The sequence below is a fragment of the Streptomyces sp. NPDC015532 genome (genome assembly GCF_043078065.1).
In the GTDB taxonomy this organism is placed as follows: domain Bacteria; phylum Actinomycetota; class Actinomycetes; order Streptomycetales; family Streptomycetaceae; genus Streptomyces.
Genome location: NZ_JBIBSY010000009.1, coordinates 1 through 14,179 on the forward strand (window position 1 = coordinate 1; position 14,179 = coordinate 14,179).

General features: G+C 71.6%; 14 protein-coding genes. 6 read left to right on the forward strand and 8 right to left on the reverse strand.

Features of this window, described 5'->3' with window-relative positions; all coding sequences use genetic code 11:
• Positions 1–187: 187 nt before the first annotated feature.
• From ACF07B_RS25035 to ACF07B_RS25045, 3 genes are read right to left on the reverse strand one after another with little or no spacing between them, the layout of a single operon-like run.
• Positions 188–1,321 (reverse strand): Mrp/NBP35 family ATP-binding protein, encoded by a 1,134-nt coding sequence (locus tag ACF07B_RS25035; RefSeq protein WP_369483902.1) that lies wholly within the window; start codon positions 1,319–1,321, stop codon positions 188–190.
• 44 nt (positions 1,322–1,365) lie between these two features.
• Positions 1,366–1,962 carry a DUF1003 domain-containing protein gene (locus tag ACF07B_RS25040; protein WP_369483903.1) on the reverse strand — a complete coding sequence of 199 codons (597 nt, stop codon included), beginning with the start codon at positions 1,960–1,962 and terminating at the stop codon, positions 1,366–1,368.
• Positions 1,952–3,358: a magnesium transporter MgtE N-terminal domain-containing protein gene (locus tag ACF07B_RS25045; RefSeq protein ID WP_384238870.1), complete on the reverse strand. Its 1,407-nt coding sequence runs from the start codon at positions 3,356–3,358 to the stop codon at positions 1,952–1,954. The genes ACF07B_RS25040 and ACF07B_RS25045 overlap by 11 nt, the downstream gene beginning before the upstream one ends.
• Positions 3,359–3,545: 187 nt before the next feature.
• Here ACF07B_RS25045 and ACF07B_RS25050 point away from each other — a divergent pair, with 187 nt between their 5' ends.
• On the forward strand, positions 3,546–4,301 hold the full coding sequence (locus ACF07B_RS25050) for a hypothetical protein (RefSeq protein WP_392180602.1): 756 nt from the start codon (positions 3,546–3,548) through the stop codon (positions 4,299–4,301).
• Positions 4,302–4,340: 39 nt separating this feature from the next.
• Here ACF07B_RS25050 and ACF07B_RS25055 read toward each other — a convergent pair whose 3' ends face one another.
• Positions 4,341–4,883: a hypothetical protein gene (locus tag ACF07B_RS25055; protein ID WP_392180603.1), complete on the reverse strand. Its 543-nt coding sequence runs from the start codon at positions 4,881–4,883 to the stop codon at positions 4,341–4,343.
• 24 nt (positions 4,884–4,907) lie between these two features.
• Complete coding sequence (locus tag ACF07B_RS25060; protein WP_392180604.1) at positions 4,908–6,020, reverse strand: magnesium and cobalt transport protein CorA; 1,113 nt, start codon at positions 6,018–6,020, stop codon at positions 4,908–4,910.
• 615 nt (positions 6,021–6,635) lie between these two features.
• Between ACF07B_RS25060 and ACF07B_RS25065 the strand changes: the two genes are divergently transcribed.
• Positions 6,636–7,220: a suppressor of fused domain protein gene (locus ACF07B_RS25065; RefSeq protein ID WP_369483908.1), complete on the forward strand. Its 585-nt coding sequence runs from the start codon at positions 6,636–6,638 to the stop codon at positions 7,218–7,220.
• A 52-nt stretch (positions 7,221–7,272) separates the two neighbouring features.
• Here ACF07B_RS25065 and ACF07B_RS25070 read toward each other — a convergent pair whose 3' ends face one another.
• Entirely contained in the window at positions 7,273–8,526 is a 1,254-nt protein-coding gene (locus ACF07B_RS25070) for an MFS transporter (RefSeq protein WP_392180605.1), read from the reverse strand.
• Positions 8,527–8,689: 163 nt separating this feature from the next.
• Here ACF07B_RS25070 and ACF07B_RS25075 point away from each other — a divergent pair, with 163 nt between their 5' ends.
• From ACF07B_RS25075 to ACF07B_RS25085, 3 genes are all read left to right on the forward strand, one after another.
• Positions 8,690–9,331 (forward strand): DUF6758 family protein, encoded by a 642-nt coding sequence (locus tag ACF07B_RS25075; RefSeq protein WP_369483910.1) that lies wholly within the window; start codon positions 8,690–8,692, stop codon positions 9,329–9,331.
• A 338-nt stretch (positions 9,332–9,669) separates the two neighbouring features.
• Entirely contained in the window at positions 9,670–10,527 is an 858-nt protein-coding gene (locus ACF07B_RS25080) for a PHP domain-containing protein (protein ID WP_369483911.1), read from the forward strand.
• A 433-nt stretch (positions 10,528–10,960) separates the two neighbouring features.
• Positions 10,961–11,566 carry a MarC family protein gene (locus ACF07B_RS25085; RefSeq protein WP_328448522.1) on the forward strand — a complete coding sequence of 202 codons (606 nt, stop codon included), beginning with the start codon at positions 10,961–10,963 and terminating at the stop codon, positions 11,564–11,566.
• Positions 11,567–11,709: 143 nt separating this feature from the next.
• On the opposite strand, the gene ACF07B_RS25090 is transcribed toward ACF07B_RS25085, so the two are convergent.
• Positions 11,710–11,886: a hypothetical protein gene (locus tag ACF07B_RS25090; protein ID WP_328674865.1), complete on the reverse strand. Its 177-nt coding sequence runs from the start codon at positions 11,884–11,886 to the stop codon at positions 11,710–11,712.
• A gap of 201 nt (positions 11,887–12,087) precedes the next feature.
• Between ACF07B_RS25090 and ACF07B_RS25095 the strand changes: the two genes are divergently transcribed.
• Positions 12,088–12,984 (forward strand): NYN domain-containing protein, encoded by an 897-nt coding sequence (locus ACF07B_RS25095; RefSeq protein ID WP_362408673.1) that lies wholly within the window; start codon positions 12,088–12,090, stop codon positions 12,982–12,984.
• Here ACF07B_RS25095 and ACF07B_RS25100 read toward each other — a convergent pair.
• Positions 12,981–13,874, reverse strand: a complete 894-nt coding sequence (locus tag ACF07B_RS25100) for an alpha/beta fold hydrolase (protein WP_392180606.1) — start codon at positions 13,872–13,874, stop codon at positions 12,981–12,983. The genes ACF07B_RS25095 and ACF07B_RS25100 overlap by 4 nt on opposite strands.
• Positions 13,875–14,179: the final 305 nt, after the last annotated feature.

Sequence of the window (14,179 nt, forward strand, 5' to 3'; positions counted from 1 at the left end):
GCTGTGGGCGGGGCCGGGCGGGTGGGCCCCGGGGGGCACGCCCCCCCCGCGCGCCCCCCACTGGGGGCCCCGCCGCCCCTAAACGTGTGGGGGGGCCCCGCCCCGGGGCCGGCCCCCCCCTCATGCGTAGCGGCCTGCGCCGGGGTCTCCCGCGGGAGACCCCGGCGCAGGCCGCTCTCGTCCGGGCCTAGAACTTGTTGCGCGGGGTGATGCCCAGCGACATGCCGGACAGGCCGCGCTGACGGCCGCCCAGCTTGCCCGCGATGGCGCGCAGGGCCGCGCCGGCGGGGGAGTCGGGGTCGGTCAGGACGACCGGCTTGCCGTCGTCGCCGCCCTCGCGCAGGCGGACGTCGATCGGGATGGAGCCGAGGACCGGGACGGTCGCCCCGGTGGTGCGGGTCAGACCGTCGGCGACCGACTGGCCGCCCCCGGTGCCGAACACGTCGACCATCTCGTCGCAGTGCGGGCAGGGCAGCCCCGCCATGTTCTCGACGACGCCCACGATCTTCTGGTGGGTCTGCACCGCGATGGAGCCGGCCCGCTCGGCCACCTCGGCCGCCGCCTGCTGCGGGGTCGTGACGACCAGGATCTCGGCGTTCGGGACGAGCTGGGCGACGGAGATCGCGATGTCGCCCGTGCCCGGCGGGAGGTCCAGGAGCAGGACGTCCAGGTCGCCCCAGTACACGTCCGCCAGGAACTGCTGGAGGGCGCGGTGCAGCATCGGGCCGCGCCAGACCACCGGCGCGTTGCCCGGGGTGAACATGCCGATGGAGATGACCTTCACGCCGTGCGCGGACGGCGGCATGATCATGTTCTCGACCTGGGTCGGCCGGCCCTCCGCGCCGAGCATGCGCGGCACCGAGTGGCCGTAGATGTCGGCGTCCACGACGCCGACCTTGAGACCGTCGGCGGCCATCGCGGCCGCCAGGTTCACGGTGACCGAGGACTTGCCGACGCCGCCCTTGCCGGAGGCCACCGCGTACACACGGGTGAGCGAGCCGGGCTTGGCGAAGGGCACCTCGCGCTCGGCGGTGCCGCCCTTCAGCGCGGTCGCCAGCTCACGGCGCTGTTCGTCGCTCATCACGTCGAGTTCGACGTCGACGCCGGTGACGCCCTCGACCCGCGAGACCGCCTCCGTCACCCGCTGGGTGATCGTGTCGCGCATCGGACAACCGGAGACCGTCAGGTACACGGCGACCGCGACCATGCCATCCGCGCCGATCTCCACCGATTTGACCATCCCCAGTTCGGTGATGGGTCGGTTGATCTCGGGGTCGTTCACCGTCGCCAGTGCTTCACGCACCGCGTCTTCCGTAGCCATAGGGACGATGGTACGGCGCTTCCCATGGGCCCCGGAAAGCCCTGTCACCGGTCGTCTACGTCACGTCCCTGCGACCGTTCCGCCGGGAATACGACCCGGCCGTCCCCGTGACCGTCGGGGTAGCGGTCCTCCAGCTCCTTGACCAGGTCCTGGAGCTCGTTGCGGATCCAGTCGCGGGTGGCGACCTCGCCGAGGCCCATTCGCAGCGCGGCGATCTCGCGGGTGAGGTACTCGGTGTCGGCGATGGAGCGTTCGTTCTGCTTGCGGTCCTGTTCGAGGTTGACCCGGTCGCGGTCGTCCTGCCGGTTCTGCGCGAGCAGGATCAGCGGGGCGGCGTAGGAGGCCTGGAGCGACAGCATCAGGGTCAGGAAGATGAACGGGTAGTTGTCGAAGCGCAGGCCGTGCGGCGCGAAGGCGTTCCAGACCACCCACATGATGATGACGATCGTCATCCAGACGAGGAACCGCCCGGTGCCGAGGAAGCGGGCGATGCGCTCCGAGAACCGTCCGAAGGCCTCCGGGTCCCACTCGGGCAGCAGTCTGCGCCGCGGCGGCTTCGGCTGGTCGAGCCGGGTGCGCGGGCGGGGGGCGGCCGTCGCCCCCGTGGCGGCCCGCTCACGCGCCTCACGGTCAGGCGCCATGGCGTCCCTCTCCGCCTCGCGGGCCGTCCGGCTCCCCGGGGGCGTCCTCGGGGCCGCGGCCGTCCTCCGGGCCGGTCCCGTCCTCGTCGCGGGGCTCGTCGCCCTCGTCGCGCTCCTCGTGCATGCTGTCGTGCACACCCTCGTCGAGGTGGAACTCGGTCTCCCGCCAGTCCTCGGGCAGCATGTGGTCCAGTACGTCGTCCACGGTCACCGCCCCGAGCAGCGAGCCGCTCTCGTCGACGACGGGGGCCGCGACCATGTCGTACGTCGCGAAGAACCCCGCGACCACCGGCAGCTCGTCCTCCGGGGCCAGCGGCTGGAGGTCGTCGTCGACGAGCGAGCCGACCAGGGTGGGCGGCGGATCGCGCAGCAGCCGCTGGAAGTGCACCGCCCCCAGGTACTTGCCCGTCGGTGTCTCGTCCGGCGGGCGGCACACGTACACCTGGGCGGCGAGCGCGGGGGAGAGGTCGGGGTTGCGGACCCGGGCGAGCGCGTCGGCGACGGTCGCGTCGGGCCGCAGCACGATGGGTTCGGTGGTCATGAGCCCGCCCGCCGTCCGTTCCGCGTACGCCATCAGCCGCCGGACGTCCGCCGCCTCGCCGGGCCGCATCAGCGTCAGCAGCCGCTCCACGTCCTCGGTGGGCAGTTCGGCGAGCAGGTCGGCCGCGTCGTCGGGGTCCATGGCCTCCAGGACGTCCGCGGCGCGCTCCTCCTTGAGCTTGCCGAGGATCTCGATCTGGTCGTCCTCGGGCAGTTCCTCCAGGACGTCGGCCAGACGGTTGTCGTCGAGCGCGGCGGCCACCTCGCCACGCCGCTTCGGCGACAGGTGGTGCAGTACGTTCGCGAGGTCGGCGGGCCGCAGCTGCTCGAAGGTGGCGAGCAGGCTCTCCGCGCCCTGTCCGTGCTCCTCCAGCGAGAATCCGGTGACGGAGGACCAGTCGACCGTCATCGTCTCGCCCTTGGAGCGCCGGAAGGCGCCGCCGCGGCCCTTGCGGACGAAGACGCGGCCGATCTCCCACTCCCTGCGGGCCGGGAGCTGCTGGATCGACACGTCGAGGACCGTCACCTCCTCGCCCGTCTCGACGAGGGTCACGAGCCGGTCCAGCAGTTCGCCGAAGACGAGCCGTTCGGTGGGCCGCTGCTCGAAGCGGCGCACGTTCAGGACGCCGGTCGTGATGACCTGGCCGGACTCGATGCCGGTGACCCGGGTCATGGGCAGGAAGATCCTGCGGCGCGTGGACAGTTCGACGACGAGGCCGAGCATGCGCGGCGGCCGCCGTCCGACGCGCAGCATGGCGACGAGGTCCCGCACACGGCCCACCTGGTCGCCGTTCGGGTCGAAGACGGCGACGCCGGACAGGTGCGAGACGAAGATCCGGGGGGCGGCCGCTGCCATGCCCGCGCCTCCTTCGCTTCGATGCGTTCTGTGCCGGTCTGTCCGCTCGGGTGGGCTTCAGGCTAGCCCGTCCCGGTCGGGTACGCCCTGGTGGGCGGTCCGGACGGACTGCCTCCGCCGGGCGGCCGGCGCACCGGTACGCTGCCGTACGCCGTTTGAGGACCGTGCACGAGAGGCAGCCCCACCTGTGACCGCAATTCCCCAGGGCCGTATCCGCAGAGCCGTGACGGCGGCCGCGATCTGCGCACTGGCCGTGACAGCGACGGGGCTGACGGGATGCGGCAGCGAGGACCCGGACGCGGGCACGAACGGGGTCGGCAAGCTGTCAGCCGCGGCCATTCAGGCGAAGGCGAAGACGGCGGCCGAGAAGGCGCCGACCGTGCGGCTCTCCGGGACCGTCGTCTCGGGCGGCACCACCTACACCCTCGACATGCGCCTGAAGTCCGACGGCGGCACCGGGTCGGTCACCTCCAAAGGGGGCGGTTTCCGGCTGCTGCGGGTCGGCGAGCACCTCTTCCTCAAGGCGGACGCCGCGTTCTGGGCCCACGAGGACGGCGAGAGCGACGGCAAGTCGGACACGGCGGCGGCCGGCAAGCTGGAGGGCATGTACGTGAAGGTGCCGACCGGCGACCCCGCGTACAAGCGCTTCAGCGGTTTCACCGACAAGGACGTCCTGCTCGACGGGCTGCTCAGCCTGCACGGAGCCCTCGCCAAGGACGGCCACCACGAGGAGTCCGGTGTCCGCACGATCCGCATCACCGGCGGCAAGGGCTCGGGCGGCACCCTGGACGTCTCCCTCCAGGGCACCCCGTACCCGGTCCTGCTCGGGCGCGCGGGCAACGCCGGCACCCTCCGGCTGACCGACTGGGGCAAGAACTTCCCGCTCGCCGAACCGCCGAAGAAGGACACCGTCGACTACGGACAGCAGCTGCCCTCGTCGTGACCCCGCACGGCCCGCGCGCCCGGGAACGGCGGGCAGGCCCTAGCCGCGCCTGCGTCGCTTCAGCAGCAGACGGGGAAGCGCCGCCGGAGCCGGCTGCCGGGTCGTCGCCGGGCTCGGCAGCGGCCGTGCGGCGAGGGAGCCCTCGGGCGGCTCGACGGTCGCGCCCGTCGGTTCCAGGCGTACCACCCGGCATTCGCGCGCCCAGCGCTCCGGCATGGCCTCGCCGTCCGGGGCGTTCAGCCGCTTGCCCTTGAGCTCCCCGACGGCCGCGTCCCACTCCGGGGTGTTCGCGGCGAGTTCCACGACCGTGGCGGACCAGGTGACGAGCCGTCCGCCCTTGTCCTTGCTGCGGACGGTGACGACGGCGTGCCCTCCGTCGACCAGCCCCGGCAGCGGCTGCTCGCCCGGCCCGTCGCCGACCAGGCAGGCCGCGCCCTCGTGCCACACGTGCCACAGCGCGCGGGTGGGCACCTCGTCGCCCGGACCGGCCGGTGAGGGCGCCGCGGTGCCCCGTACCCAGATCAGCCCGGACTTCTTGGTGGCCTCCTCGACGAGGGCCTGGTCGAGCAGCTCTTGCGTCATGGGGCCCAGACTATCCAGCCGGCCCTAGAGCCAGCCGTTGCGCTTCAGGATGCGGTGGATGGAAAGGCAGAGGCCGACCGTGATGCCCATGACCACCGGGTAGCCGTAGCGGGCGTGCAGCTCGGGCATGTGCTCGAAGTTCATGCCGTACACACCACAGACCATCGTCGGTACGGCGACGATCGCGGCCCACGAGGTGATCTTGCGCATGTCCTCGTTCTGCGCCACCGAGGCCTGCGCGAGGTTGGCCTGGAGGATCGAGTTGAGCAGTTCGTCGAAGCCGAGGACCTGCTCCTGCACGCGCGCGAGGTGGTCGGCGACGTCGCGGAAGTACTTCTGGATGTCGGGGTCGATCAGCCGCATCGGGCGCTCGCTCAGCAGCTGCATGGGGCGCAGCAGCGGCGACACCGCCCGCTTGAACTCCAGCACCTCGCGCTTGAGCTGGTAGATCTGCCCGGCGTCCGTACCGCGCGGGGTGCCCTTGCGGCCCGGCGAGAACACCTCGGTCTCGACCTCGTCGATGTCGTCCTGCACGGCGTCCGCGACCGCGATGTAGCCGTCGACGACATGGTCGGCGATCGCGTGCAGCACCGCCGAGGGCCCCTTGGCGAGCAGCTCGGGGTCGTCCTCGAGACGGTGCCGCAGCGCGCGCAGCGACCCCTGTCCGCCGTGCCGGACGGTGATGAAGAAGTCCCCTCCGGTGAAGCACATGACCTCGCCGGTCTCGACGATCTCACTGGTCGCCGTCAGCCGGTCGTGCTCGACGTAGTGGATGGTCTTGAAGACGGTGAACAGGGAGTCGTCGTAGCGCTCCAGCTTGGGCCGCTGGTGGGCCTGGACGGCGTCCTCCACGGCCAGCGGGTGCAGCCCGAACTCCCCCGCGATACCGGCGAATTCGTCCTCGGTGGGCTCGTGCAGGCCGATCCAGGCGAAGCCGCCGTCGCGCCGCACCTGGCGCATGGCCTCCTGCGGCGTGAGCGCGGTGCGGGTCGCGACGCGGGCGCCGTCACGGTAGACGGCGCAGTCGACGACGGCCGAGGGGGTGTCCGGGTCGCGGGTGGTGTCGTACGAGCCACTGTCCTTGCGCAGGGAGGGACGGGGGCGGACCGCGGCGCGCAGGTCACGGATCATCGACATGGCAGGCTCCTTCTCGCGGGCGGAGGCGGCCGACGACGGTTGGAACTACCCGGAATGAGGACGTCCTGACTGCGGATGTTTGGCACGTCCACAAAGCGGGGAGCACCGCACCGTCGCGGTGGCAGCTTCGCTGTTGATTCAGATCGGACAGATCAGGGGTTCAGATCGGACAGATCAGGCGGAAACGAAGCGCTCTTCCGTGGTGCACCGGGCGGCGTTGACACGTATGCACACGATTGCGGGAGGCGGCAGCCGGCAGGGCTGAAAACCCAGCGGAACCAGCTACGGACTCAGCGACCGGAAGAGCGGGTGGTACTGCACGATCGACTTCGGTCCATTGCAGCCCCACCTCCTCCGGTCGGTCCCCCGTGAGGGACGATCCATCCCCCGAAGGGGAGTCTGTCTCCCTCCGAAGGGGAGTCAGATCAGTCTCAGTGCGTCGGAGTCCGGGAGCAACTCCCGCAGTGCCATGAGGGCCTGGGGGCCTTCAGCCATGCACTGCTCCGACCAGCGGCCAAGAGTATCAGCGCACCGATACGTCAAGGCCCCCCTTTGCGCGTTGTTGACCGGGGTCCGCTGCACGCGGGCGGAATTGACGCGGCCTATGCTCGGTTCATGGCTGATGTTCTTCCTCTGGTCGAGGCCCGTTTGCGCTCCGCGCTGGGCGAACCCGACGCGCGGGCCGCGGTCACCTTCCTGGGCACCGACCGCATCGAGGTGCTGCGCTTCACGGAGGGAGACATCGTCCGCTACGCCACGCTCGGCATGTCCGCCCAGCCGATGGCGGACCCCACCGCCGCGCTCGCCGATCCGGTGAAGGGCCCGCGCGCCGAGCTGGTCCTCTCGGTCCGTCCGGCCGGTGCCGACACCGACAAGGTGCTCCGCCCGCTGGCCGTGCTCGCCGCCTCTCCCCAGGTCGAGGGCCTGGTCGTGGCCCCCGGCGCCTCGCTCGACGTGGGTGAAGCCCTGTGGCCCGGAGCGCCGTTCACCTCCGTCCTGGTCGCCGAGGCCGGAGGTCTGGTGGAGGACCTGGAGCTGGACGCTCCCGCCGATCCCGTACGGTTCCTGCCGCTGCTCCCCATGACGCCCAACGAGGCCGCCTGGAAGCGCGTGCACGGCGCCGGCGCTCTCCAGGAACGCTGGCTGAACGGCGGAACGGACCTGCGCGATCCGCTGCGCAAGTCCGTTCCCCTGGACTGACCGATACCGGGTCGCCGCGCGTGACAGAGCGTCAAGTCCTGTTCGAGGTGGCTCAGTTGGCGAAGACGGCGACACCGTCCTCGGCGGCGTGGACCGGCTCCAGCTCCCCGGCCTTCTCGGTGAGCGCCGCGCGGCGCACGTAGACCACCGCCGCGCCCAGCAGCGCGGTGACCGCGGCGACCACGAACGGGACGCGGATGTTGCTCCACTCCTCGATCTTCGGGGCGAAGTACGGCGCCGCCGCGGCCGCGAACCAGCGCACGAAGTTGTAGCCGGCGCTCGCCACGGGGCGCGGGGCGTCGGAGACCCCGAGGGCCAGCTCCGTGTAGACGGTGTTGTTCACGCCGATGAACGCGCCGGACAGGATCGTGCAGACGACGGCGGTGGTGTGGTCGCCGTACCCGAGGACGAGCACGTCGGCGGCGAGCAGCACCAGGGAGCCGCCCAGCACCTTCAGCGAGCCGAACCGCGCCTGCATGCGGGGCGCCACGATCACCGAGAAGACCGCGAGCAGCAGACCCCAGCAGAAGAACACCGCGCCGGACTTGTACGGCGTCATGTTCAGGACGAACGGGGTGAAGGCCAGCACGGTGAAGAACGTGTAGTTGTAGAAGAACACGGAGGCCGCGGCGGAGGCGAGCCCCTTGTGGCCGAGGGCGCGCAGCGGGTCGAGCAGTGACGTCGTGCGCGCGGGCTTCGGCTGCTCCTTCAGGAACGCCGTGATGCACAGGAAGCCGATCGCCATCAGGACCGCGGTGCCGAAGAACGGGTAGCGCCAGCTCGCGTTGCCGAGCAGGGCTCCCAGCAGCGGCCCGCAGGCCATGCCGAGGCCCAGCGCGGACTCGTACAGCAGGATCGCGGCCGCGCTGCCGCCCGCCGCCGCGCCGACGATGACGGCGAGGGCGGTGGAGACGAACAGCGCGTTGCCGAGCCCCCAGCCGGCCCGGAAGCCGACGAGCTCGCCGACCGATCCCGAGGTGCCGGCCAGTCCGGCGAAGACCACCACGAGCGCGAGGCCGAGCAGCAGGGTCTTCCTGCCGCCGATCCGGCTGGAGACGAAGCCGGTCAGCAGCATCGCCACGGCGGTGATCAGGAAGTACGAGGTGAAGAGCAGGGACACCTGGCCGGCGGTGGCGTCCAGTCCCCGGGCGATCGACGGCAGGATCGGGTCGACGAGTCCGATGCCCATGAAGGCGACGACGGACGCCCCGGCGGTCGCCCAGACGGCCCTCGGCTGGCGCAGGATGCCGCCCGAGCCGGCGTCGAACGTATCGCCCTCCGCGGGGCCTTCCGTGCTGTTGATCATGCCCGCTCCCTCACTGTGCACCGACTAGATCGTTGTCTTATACACACAATAAGTTAGCTGGACTAATAAATGCAAGGTACACGTAGTTTTTGGCGTGGCCGGCCCGCGCCGGACGGGTGATCGTCCTTGACGCGGGCAAGGACGGGGAGGACCGTTGGGCCCTATGAGGGGCGAACCCAGTTGCCCGAAGTGTGGTGGCCGGGTCAGGGCTCCCGGCCTTTTTGCCGATTCCTGGCAGTGTGATGTGCACGGCACGGTGCATCCGCTGCAGCCCGTGATCCCGCCCAGCGTCGAGGCCCTCGGTGTGGTCGTGCACCGCGCCCGGGTACCGGTGTGGATGCCGTGGCCGCTGCCGGTCGGCTGGCTGTTCACCGGGGCGGCGTTCGCGGGGGACGACCGCAGTGGCGGCAGGGCCACCGTCATCGCCTGTTCCGGGCCCGGACCGCTGGGCGGCATGGGCGAGCTGATCCTCGTCGCCGAGGAACTGGGCGTCGGCCTCGGCGCACGGTACGCGGGCATGGCCGGACCCGACCCCGGCCCGTACATGAGCGTCGAGAAACCGCCGCAGGCGAAGGTGCTCGCGGCGGGCCGGCCCACCCCGCTCTGGCATGTCTCCGGCTCGCCCGACGACCGCGCCGTCTTCGCGGGCGAGGCGCTGGGACTGTGGCTGTGGGCCGTCGTCTGGCCCGAGCAGACCGGACTGCTGATGTACGACGAACTGGTCCTGACCGATCTGCGCGACGCGGGCGCCGAGGTCGACCTCCTGCCGTGCGGCGCCCTGTCGCCGCGCATCCTGGAGCCCTAGGGCGGCGTGGCGAGGCGCCGGGGTGCGGTGCGCCCGGGCGTCGGTGCGGGGCGGGACCGGATGTCGTAGTGGGGCGTGTCCGGACGCCGGGTGGCGCGTGTGACGCGTACCCGGACGTCGGATGGGGTGTGTCCGGGCGCAGGGTGAGGCGTGCCGGGACGCCGGGGCGGGACGGGCTCGGGCGCCGGAGTGGGACGGGCTCGGGTGGCGGGGCGGGGCGGACTCGGGTGGCGGGGTGTGTAGGGGGCGCTCCCCCTGTGCGGGTGTGACAGAGGGGGGTGGGCTCCCGCTATCCTTGAGCGTCCCGTCCGTTCCGTCACCGCCTGGAGTCACGCGTAGTGCGCATCGATCTGCACGCCCACTCCACCGCCTCCGACGGTACGGACACCCCGGCGGAGCTGGTGCGCAACGCGGCCGCCGCCGGTCTGGACGTCGTCGCGCTGACCGACCACGACAGCACGCGCGGACACGCCGAGGCGCTCGCCGCGCTGCCCGAGGGACTCACCCTCGTGACGGGCGCCGAACTCTCCTGCCGGATCGACGGCATCAGCATGCACATGCTTGCCTACCTGTTCGACCCCGAGGACCCCGCACTGCTCGCCGAGCGCGAACTCGTACGGGACGACCGGGTGCCGCGCGCCCAGGGCATGATCGCCAGGCTCCGGGACCTCGGTGTGCCGATCACCTGGGAGCAGGTGGCGCGCATCGCGGGCGAGGGATCGGTCGGGCGCCCGCACGTCGCCTCCGCGCTGGTCGAGCTGGGCGTCGTCGACAGCGTCTCCGACGCCTTCACCGAGCAGTGGCTGGCCGACGGGGGGCGTGCCTACGTCCCCAAGCACGAGACGGACCCCTTCGAGGCGATCCGGCTGGTCAAGGGGGCCGGAGGCGTCACCGTCTTCGCTCACCCCGCCGCCGCCAAACGGGGCCGGACCGTGCCGGAGTCGGTGATCGCGGAGCTGGCCGGAGCGGGCCTCGACGGCATCGAGGTCGACCACATGGACCACGAACCGGCCACCCGGGCACGCCTGCGCGGTCTGGCCTCCGAACTGGGGCTGCTGACCACGGGCTCGTCCGACTACCACGGCAGCCGCAAGACCTGTGCGCTCGGGGAGTTCACGACCGACCCCGAGGTCTACGGGGAGATCACCCGCCGCGCCACCGGGGCGTTCCCGGTACCGGGCGCCGGCGGAGCCTGAGTCCCCGGACGTTCCCACCGGGCCCGACCGCGCCGGGACCGACCGGCTCGGTCAGGGCTGTGCCTGTGTCCGTGCCGTTGCCTGGGGCTGTGTGCCTGTGCTCGTGGCTCTGGCTGTGACCGTGCCTGCGCCCATGGCTCCTGCTGTGGCTCCGGCCGCGACCATGCCGGTGCCGGCGACCTCGGCTCCGGCCGTGACCGTGCCGGTGGCCGCGACCGCGGCTGTCCTGACGGCGGTCCCGGCGGGCACGTGAGGTCCGTACGCACCGGGCCTGTCCCGTAAGGCCCCTGCCCGGCGGCGCGCACCGACGCTCCCGCACCGGCGATCGTGCCGACGTGCCCCGTTCCCGTGGAACGACCGTCCTGAGCGGTGGCCGCAAAGCCCCGCACCCTTCCTGCCCTCTCCCACCCCTCTCGCAAGGCTTCTCCTCACCATGTTCGACGTCGCCGTCTTCGGCTCCCTCTTCCTCACGCTCTTCGTCATCATGGATCCCCCCGGGATCACCCCGATCTTCCTGGCGCTCACCGCGGGCCGCCCCGCCCGGGTGCAGCGGCGGATGGCCGTCCAGGCGGTCTGCGTCGCCGGCGGCGTCATCACCGTCTTCGGGCTTCTCGGGCACCAGATCCTGGACTATCTGCACGTCTCCGTGCCCGCGCTGATGATCGCGGGCGGACTGCTGCTCCTGCTCATCGCCCTCGACCTGCTCACCGGCAAGACGGATGAGCCGAAGCAGACCAAGGACGTCAACGTCGCCCTCGTTCCCCTCGGGATGCCGCTGCTCGCCGGGCCCGGCGCGATCGTGTCCGTGATCCTCGCGGTGCAGAAGGCCGACTCGGTCGCCACCCAGGTCTCCGTGTGGACCGCGATCCTCGCGATCCATGTCGTGCTGTGGGTGGTCATGCGCTACTCGCTGCTGATCATCCGCGTCATCAAGGACGGCGGAGTGGTCCTGGTGACCCGGCTCGCGGGCATGATGCTCTCCGCCATCGCGGTGCAGCAGATCATCAACGGCGTCACGCAGGTGATCCGGGGGAGCTGACGGCCCGCTACGCGCAGAGCCCCGCACGGCGTTCTCGCCGTGCGGGGCTCTGAAGTCTCTGTAGCGTCTGCTGTCCGCCACGCGGTTCGTCCTGCGAGGCGCCTTCGGTGCGCCCCTGTACCGCGAAGCGGACGGTCGTCGTGTTACGAAGCGGTTGTGTCGGCCGGGCGGATCCACAGACGCTGCCCGATGGCGGCGGCCTGCTGAACGATCCGGTTGACGGAGGCGGCGTCTACGACAGTGCTGTCCACGGGCGTGCCGTCGACATCGTCGAGTCGCATGATTTCGAAGCGCAAGGGCTTCTCCCTTCGTCTGGTCATCCTCCTGAGGAGAACTACTTGTGTCTACGAGCGAGGCATCACTGTCCTCGCTCACGTAGGGAGTCAACGGGATGCGTGTTACAAACATTCCCTACGCTAAGGAAATTTTTCGAGAACCTAATTACCGGCGGGTAGCCCGGGTGGCGGAGACTGACCGGCGCCGGTTGTGTTCGCAGCGTGACCGCCGGGACAATGGCATCGATGAACGACGACCACGCGGCTCTCGCCGCCCGCATAGACCGTACGAACGAGTTGCTCCAGCGCATGCTCGCCGAGGTCGCGAAGACACCCTCCACCCACGCGATCTTCGTCGACGCCGGATATCTGTACGCGGCCGCGGGGCGGCTCGTCGCCGGCACGGAGGACCGCCGTTCGTTCGACCTGGACACCGAGGGCCTCATCGAGGCGCTCATCGACCGGGCCCGCACGATCTTCGCGGACAGCCGACTGCTGCGCGTCTACTGGTACGACGGCGCGCGGCGGCGCATCCACACCGCGGAGCAGCAGTCCATCGCCGAACTCCCGGACGTGAAGGTCCGGTTGGGCAACCTGAACGCCAACAACCAGCAAAAGGGCGTCGATTCACTCATCCGCTCGGACCTGGAGTCCCTCGCCCGGCACCGCGCCATCAGCGACGCGGCCCTGCTCGGCGGCGACGAGGACCTCGTCTCCGCGGTCGAGGCGGCACAGGGCTACGGAGCCCGGGTCCACCTCTGGGGCATCGAGGCGCCCGAGGGCGGCAATCAGGCGGAGCCGCTTCTGTGGGAGGTCGACAGCCAGCGCACGCTCGACCTCGACTTCTTCAAGCCGTACGTGGCCAGGCGGACCGCCCAGTCGTACGACCCGACGGCGGCGGTCCGGCCCACGCGGGAGGACGTGCGCTTCGTGGGCGCGCAGATCGCCGCGAAGTGGCTGGCCGCACGCGGCCGCGAGTCCCTGGCCGACCTGCTCCCCGGCCACCCGTATCTCCCCGGCTCGGTCGACCAGGATCTGCTGGTCGAGGCCGAGGGTCTGCTCCAGTACTCCCTGCGCGGCCAGTCGGACCTGCGCCGCGCGCTGCGGGACGGCTTCTGGGAGCACCTCCAGGCGCAGTACTAGCCGGGGTTGCCGGGAGCGCTCGCGGGAGGTGTGCCGTCCCAGAACGCGGCCAGGGCGCGGGCGGTCTCCAGGGGCTGGTCGGCGTTCGGTGAGTGTTCCGCGTCCTCGACGACCGTGCGGTGCGCGTCCAGCCGTACGGCCATGGCGTCCAGCAGGGTGACCGGCCAGGTGTCGTCCCGTTCGCCGGACAGCACGTGCTTCGGGAGCGGGACGGCGGCCAGTTCGGCGACACGGTCGGGCTCCTCGCAGAGCTGGCGGCCCGTGGCGACGAGCTGGGCGGGACTGTTGGCGAGCCAGCGGCGGCGCAGGTCGGAGAGGCCGTCGAGCCCCGCGTCCAGCCCGCCCGTGTCGGTCTCCTCGGGCGGCTCCATCGCCTGGATCGCCTCCCACACCTCGGCCATGCTCATCACGGCCAGCGCGTCCCGCAGCAGCTTGACGCGCTGCTGCTGAGCCGTGGAGATCTGCGCGGGGCCGGAGGCCATGAGCGTCAGGGACACGAACGGCGACGGGTCGGCCAGCACCGCTGCCCGCGCGATCTGCCCGCCGAGCGAGTGCCCCACGAGGTGCACCGGACTGCCGACGGCGGCGGCCTGCGCGAGTACGTCCCGCATCAACTCGCTCTGCGCGTAAGCCGTTTCGTCGTCGCGCGGTCCCTCGGTCTCGAACTGTCCGCGCCCGTCCACGGCCACCGTCCGGTAGCCCGCGGCGGCCAGCGGCGCGTGCAGCGCGATGAAGTCCTCCTTGCTCCCGGTGAACCCCGGCAGCAGCAGGGCGGTTCCCTTGGACCGTCCCTCCGGCGCGGCGTCGAGCACGGCGAACTCGCCGCGCGCGGTCGACAACCGGTACGCGCGGACACCGGCGGGCGGAACGAATGTGTAGGGCCTGCTCATGCCAAGGAGGCTATCGGGCGTCGGCGTGGGCCGCTCGACGGGTGGGGCGGTCCGGGGTCCGGCGGCCCGGGGGAGGAGGAGCCCGGGTACGCCGATGGCCCGGCCCCCACCGGAAGGGGGGACCGGGCCATCGGACGGGAGATCAGCTCTCCGTGGGCTCCGCTGCGACGGCCTTGCGGGTGCGTCGGCGGGCGGCGGGCTTGGTCTCCGCGGCCTCGGCGGCCTGGGCCGGGATCTCGGCGTCGGCGACGGCCTTGCGGGTCCGGCGGCGTACGGGCTTGGCCTCGGTCGCCTCGGTGGTGTCC

Excerpts from the sequence above, each read along its gene's own strand:
- ACF07B_RS25035 (WP_369483902.1), bottom strand. The coding sequence starts at position 1,321 with ATGGCTACGGAAGACGCGGTGCGTGAAGCACTGGCGACGGTGAACGAC.
- ACF07B_RS25040 (WP_369483903.1), bottom strand. The coding sequence starts at position 1,962 with ATGGCGCCTGACCGTGAGGCGCGTGAGCGGGCCGCCACGGGGGCGACG.
- ACF07B_RS25045 (WP_384238870.1), bottom strand. The coding sequence starts at position 3,358 with ATGGCAGCGGCCGCCCCCCGGATCTTCGTCTCGCACCTGTCCGGCGTC.
- ACF07B_RS25055 (WP_392180603.1), bottom strand. The coding sequence starts at position 4,883 with ATGACGCAAGAGCTGCTCGACCAGGCCCTCGTCGAGGAGGCCACCAAG.
- ACF07B_RS25060 (WP_392180604.1), bottom strand. The coding sequence starts at position 6,020 with ATGTCGATGATCCGTGACCTGCGCGCCGCGGTCCGCCCCCGTCCCTCC.
- ACF07B_RS25065 (WP_369483908.1), top strand. The coding sequence starts at position 6,636 with ATGGCTGATGTTCTTCCTCTGGTCGAGGCCCGTTTGCGCTCCGCGCTG.
- ACF07B_RS25070 (WP_392180605.1), bottom strand. The coding sequence starts at position 8,526 with ATGATCAACAGCACGGAAGGCCCCGCGGAGGGCGATACGTTCGACGCC.
- ACF07B_RS25075 (WP_369483910.1), top strand. The coding sequence starts at position 8,690 with ATGAGGGGCGAACCCAGTTGCCCGAAGTGTGGTGGCCGGGTCAGGGCT.
- ACF07B_RS25085 (WP_328448522.1), top strand. The coding sequence starts at position 10,961 with ATGTTCGACGTCGCCGTCTTCGGCTCCCTCTTCCTCACGCTCTTCGTC.
- ACF07B_RS25090 (WP_328674865.1), bottom strand. The coding sequence starts at position 11,886 with ATGACCAGACGAAGGGAGAAGCCCTTGCGCTTCGAAATCATGCGACTC.
- ACF07B_RS25095 (WP_362408673.1), top strand. The coding sequence starts at position 12,088 with ATGAACGACGACCACGCGGCTCTCGCCGCCCGCATAGACCGTACGAAC.
- ACF07B_RS25100 (WP_392180606.1), bottom strand. The coding sequence starts at position 13,874 with ATGAGCAGGCCCTACACATTCGTTCCGCCCGCCGGTGTCCGCGCGTAC.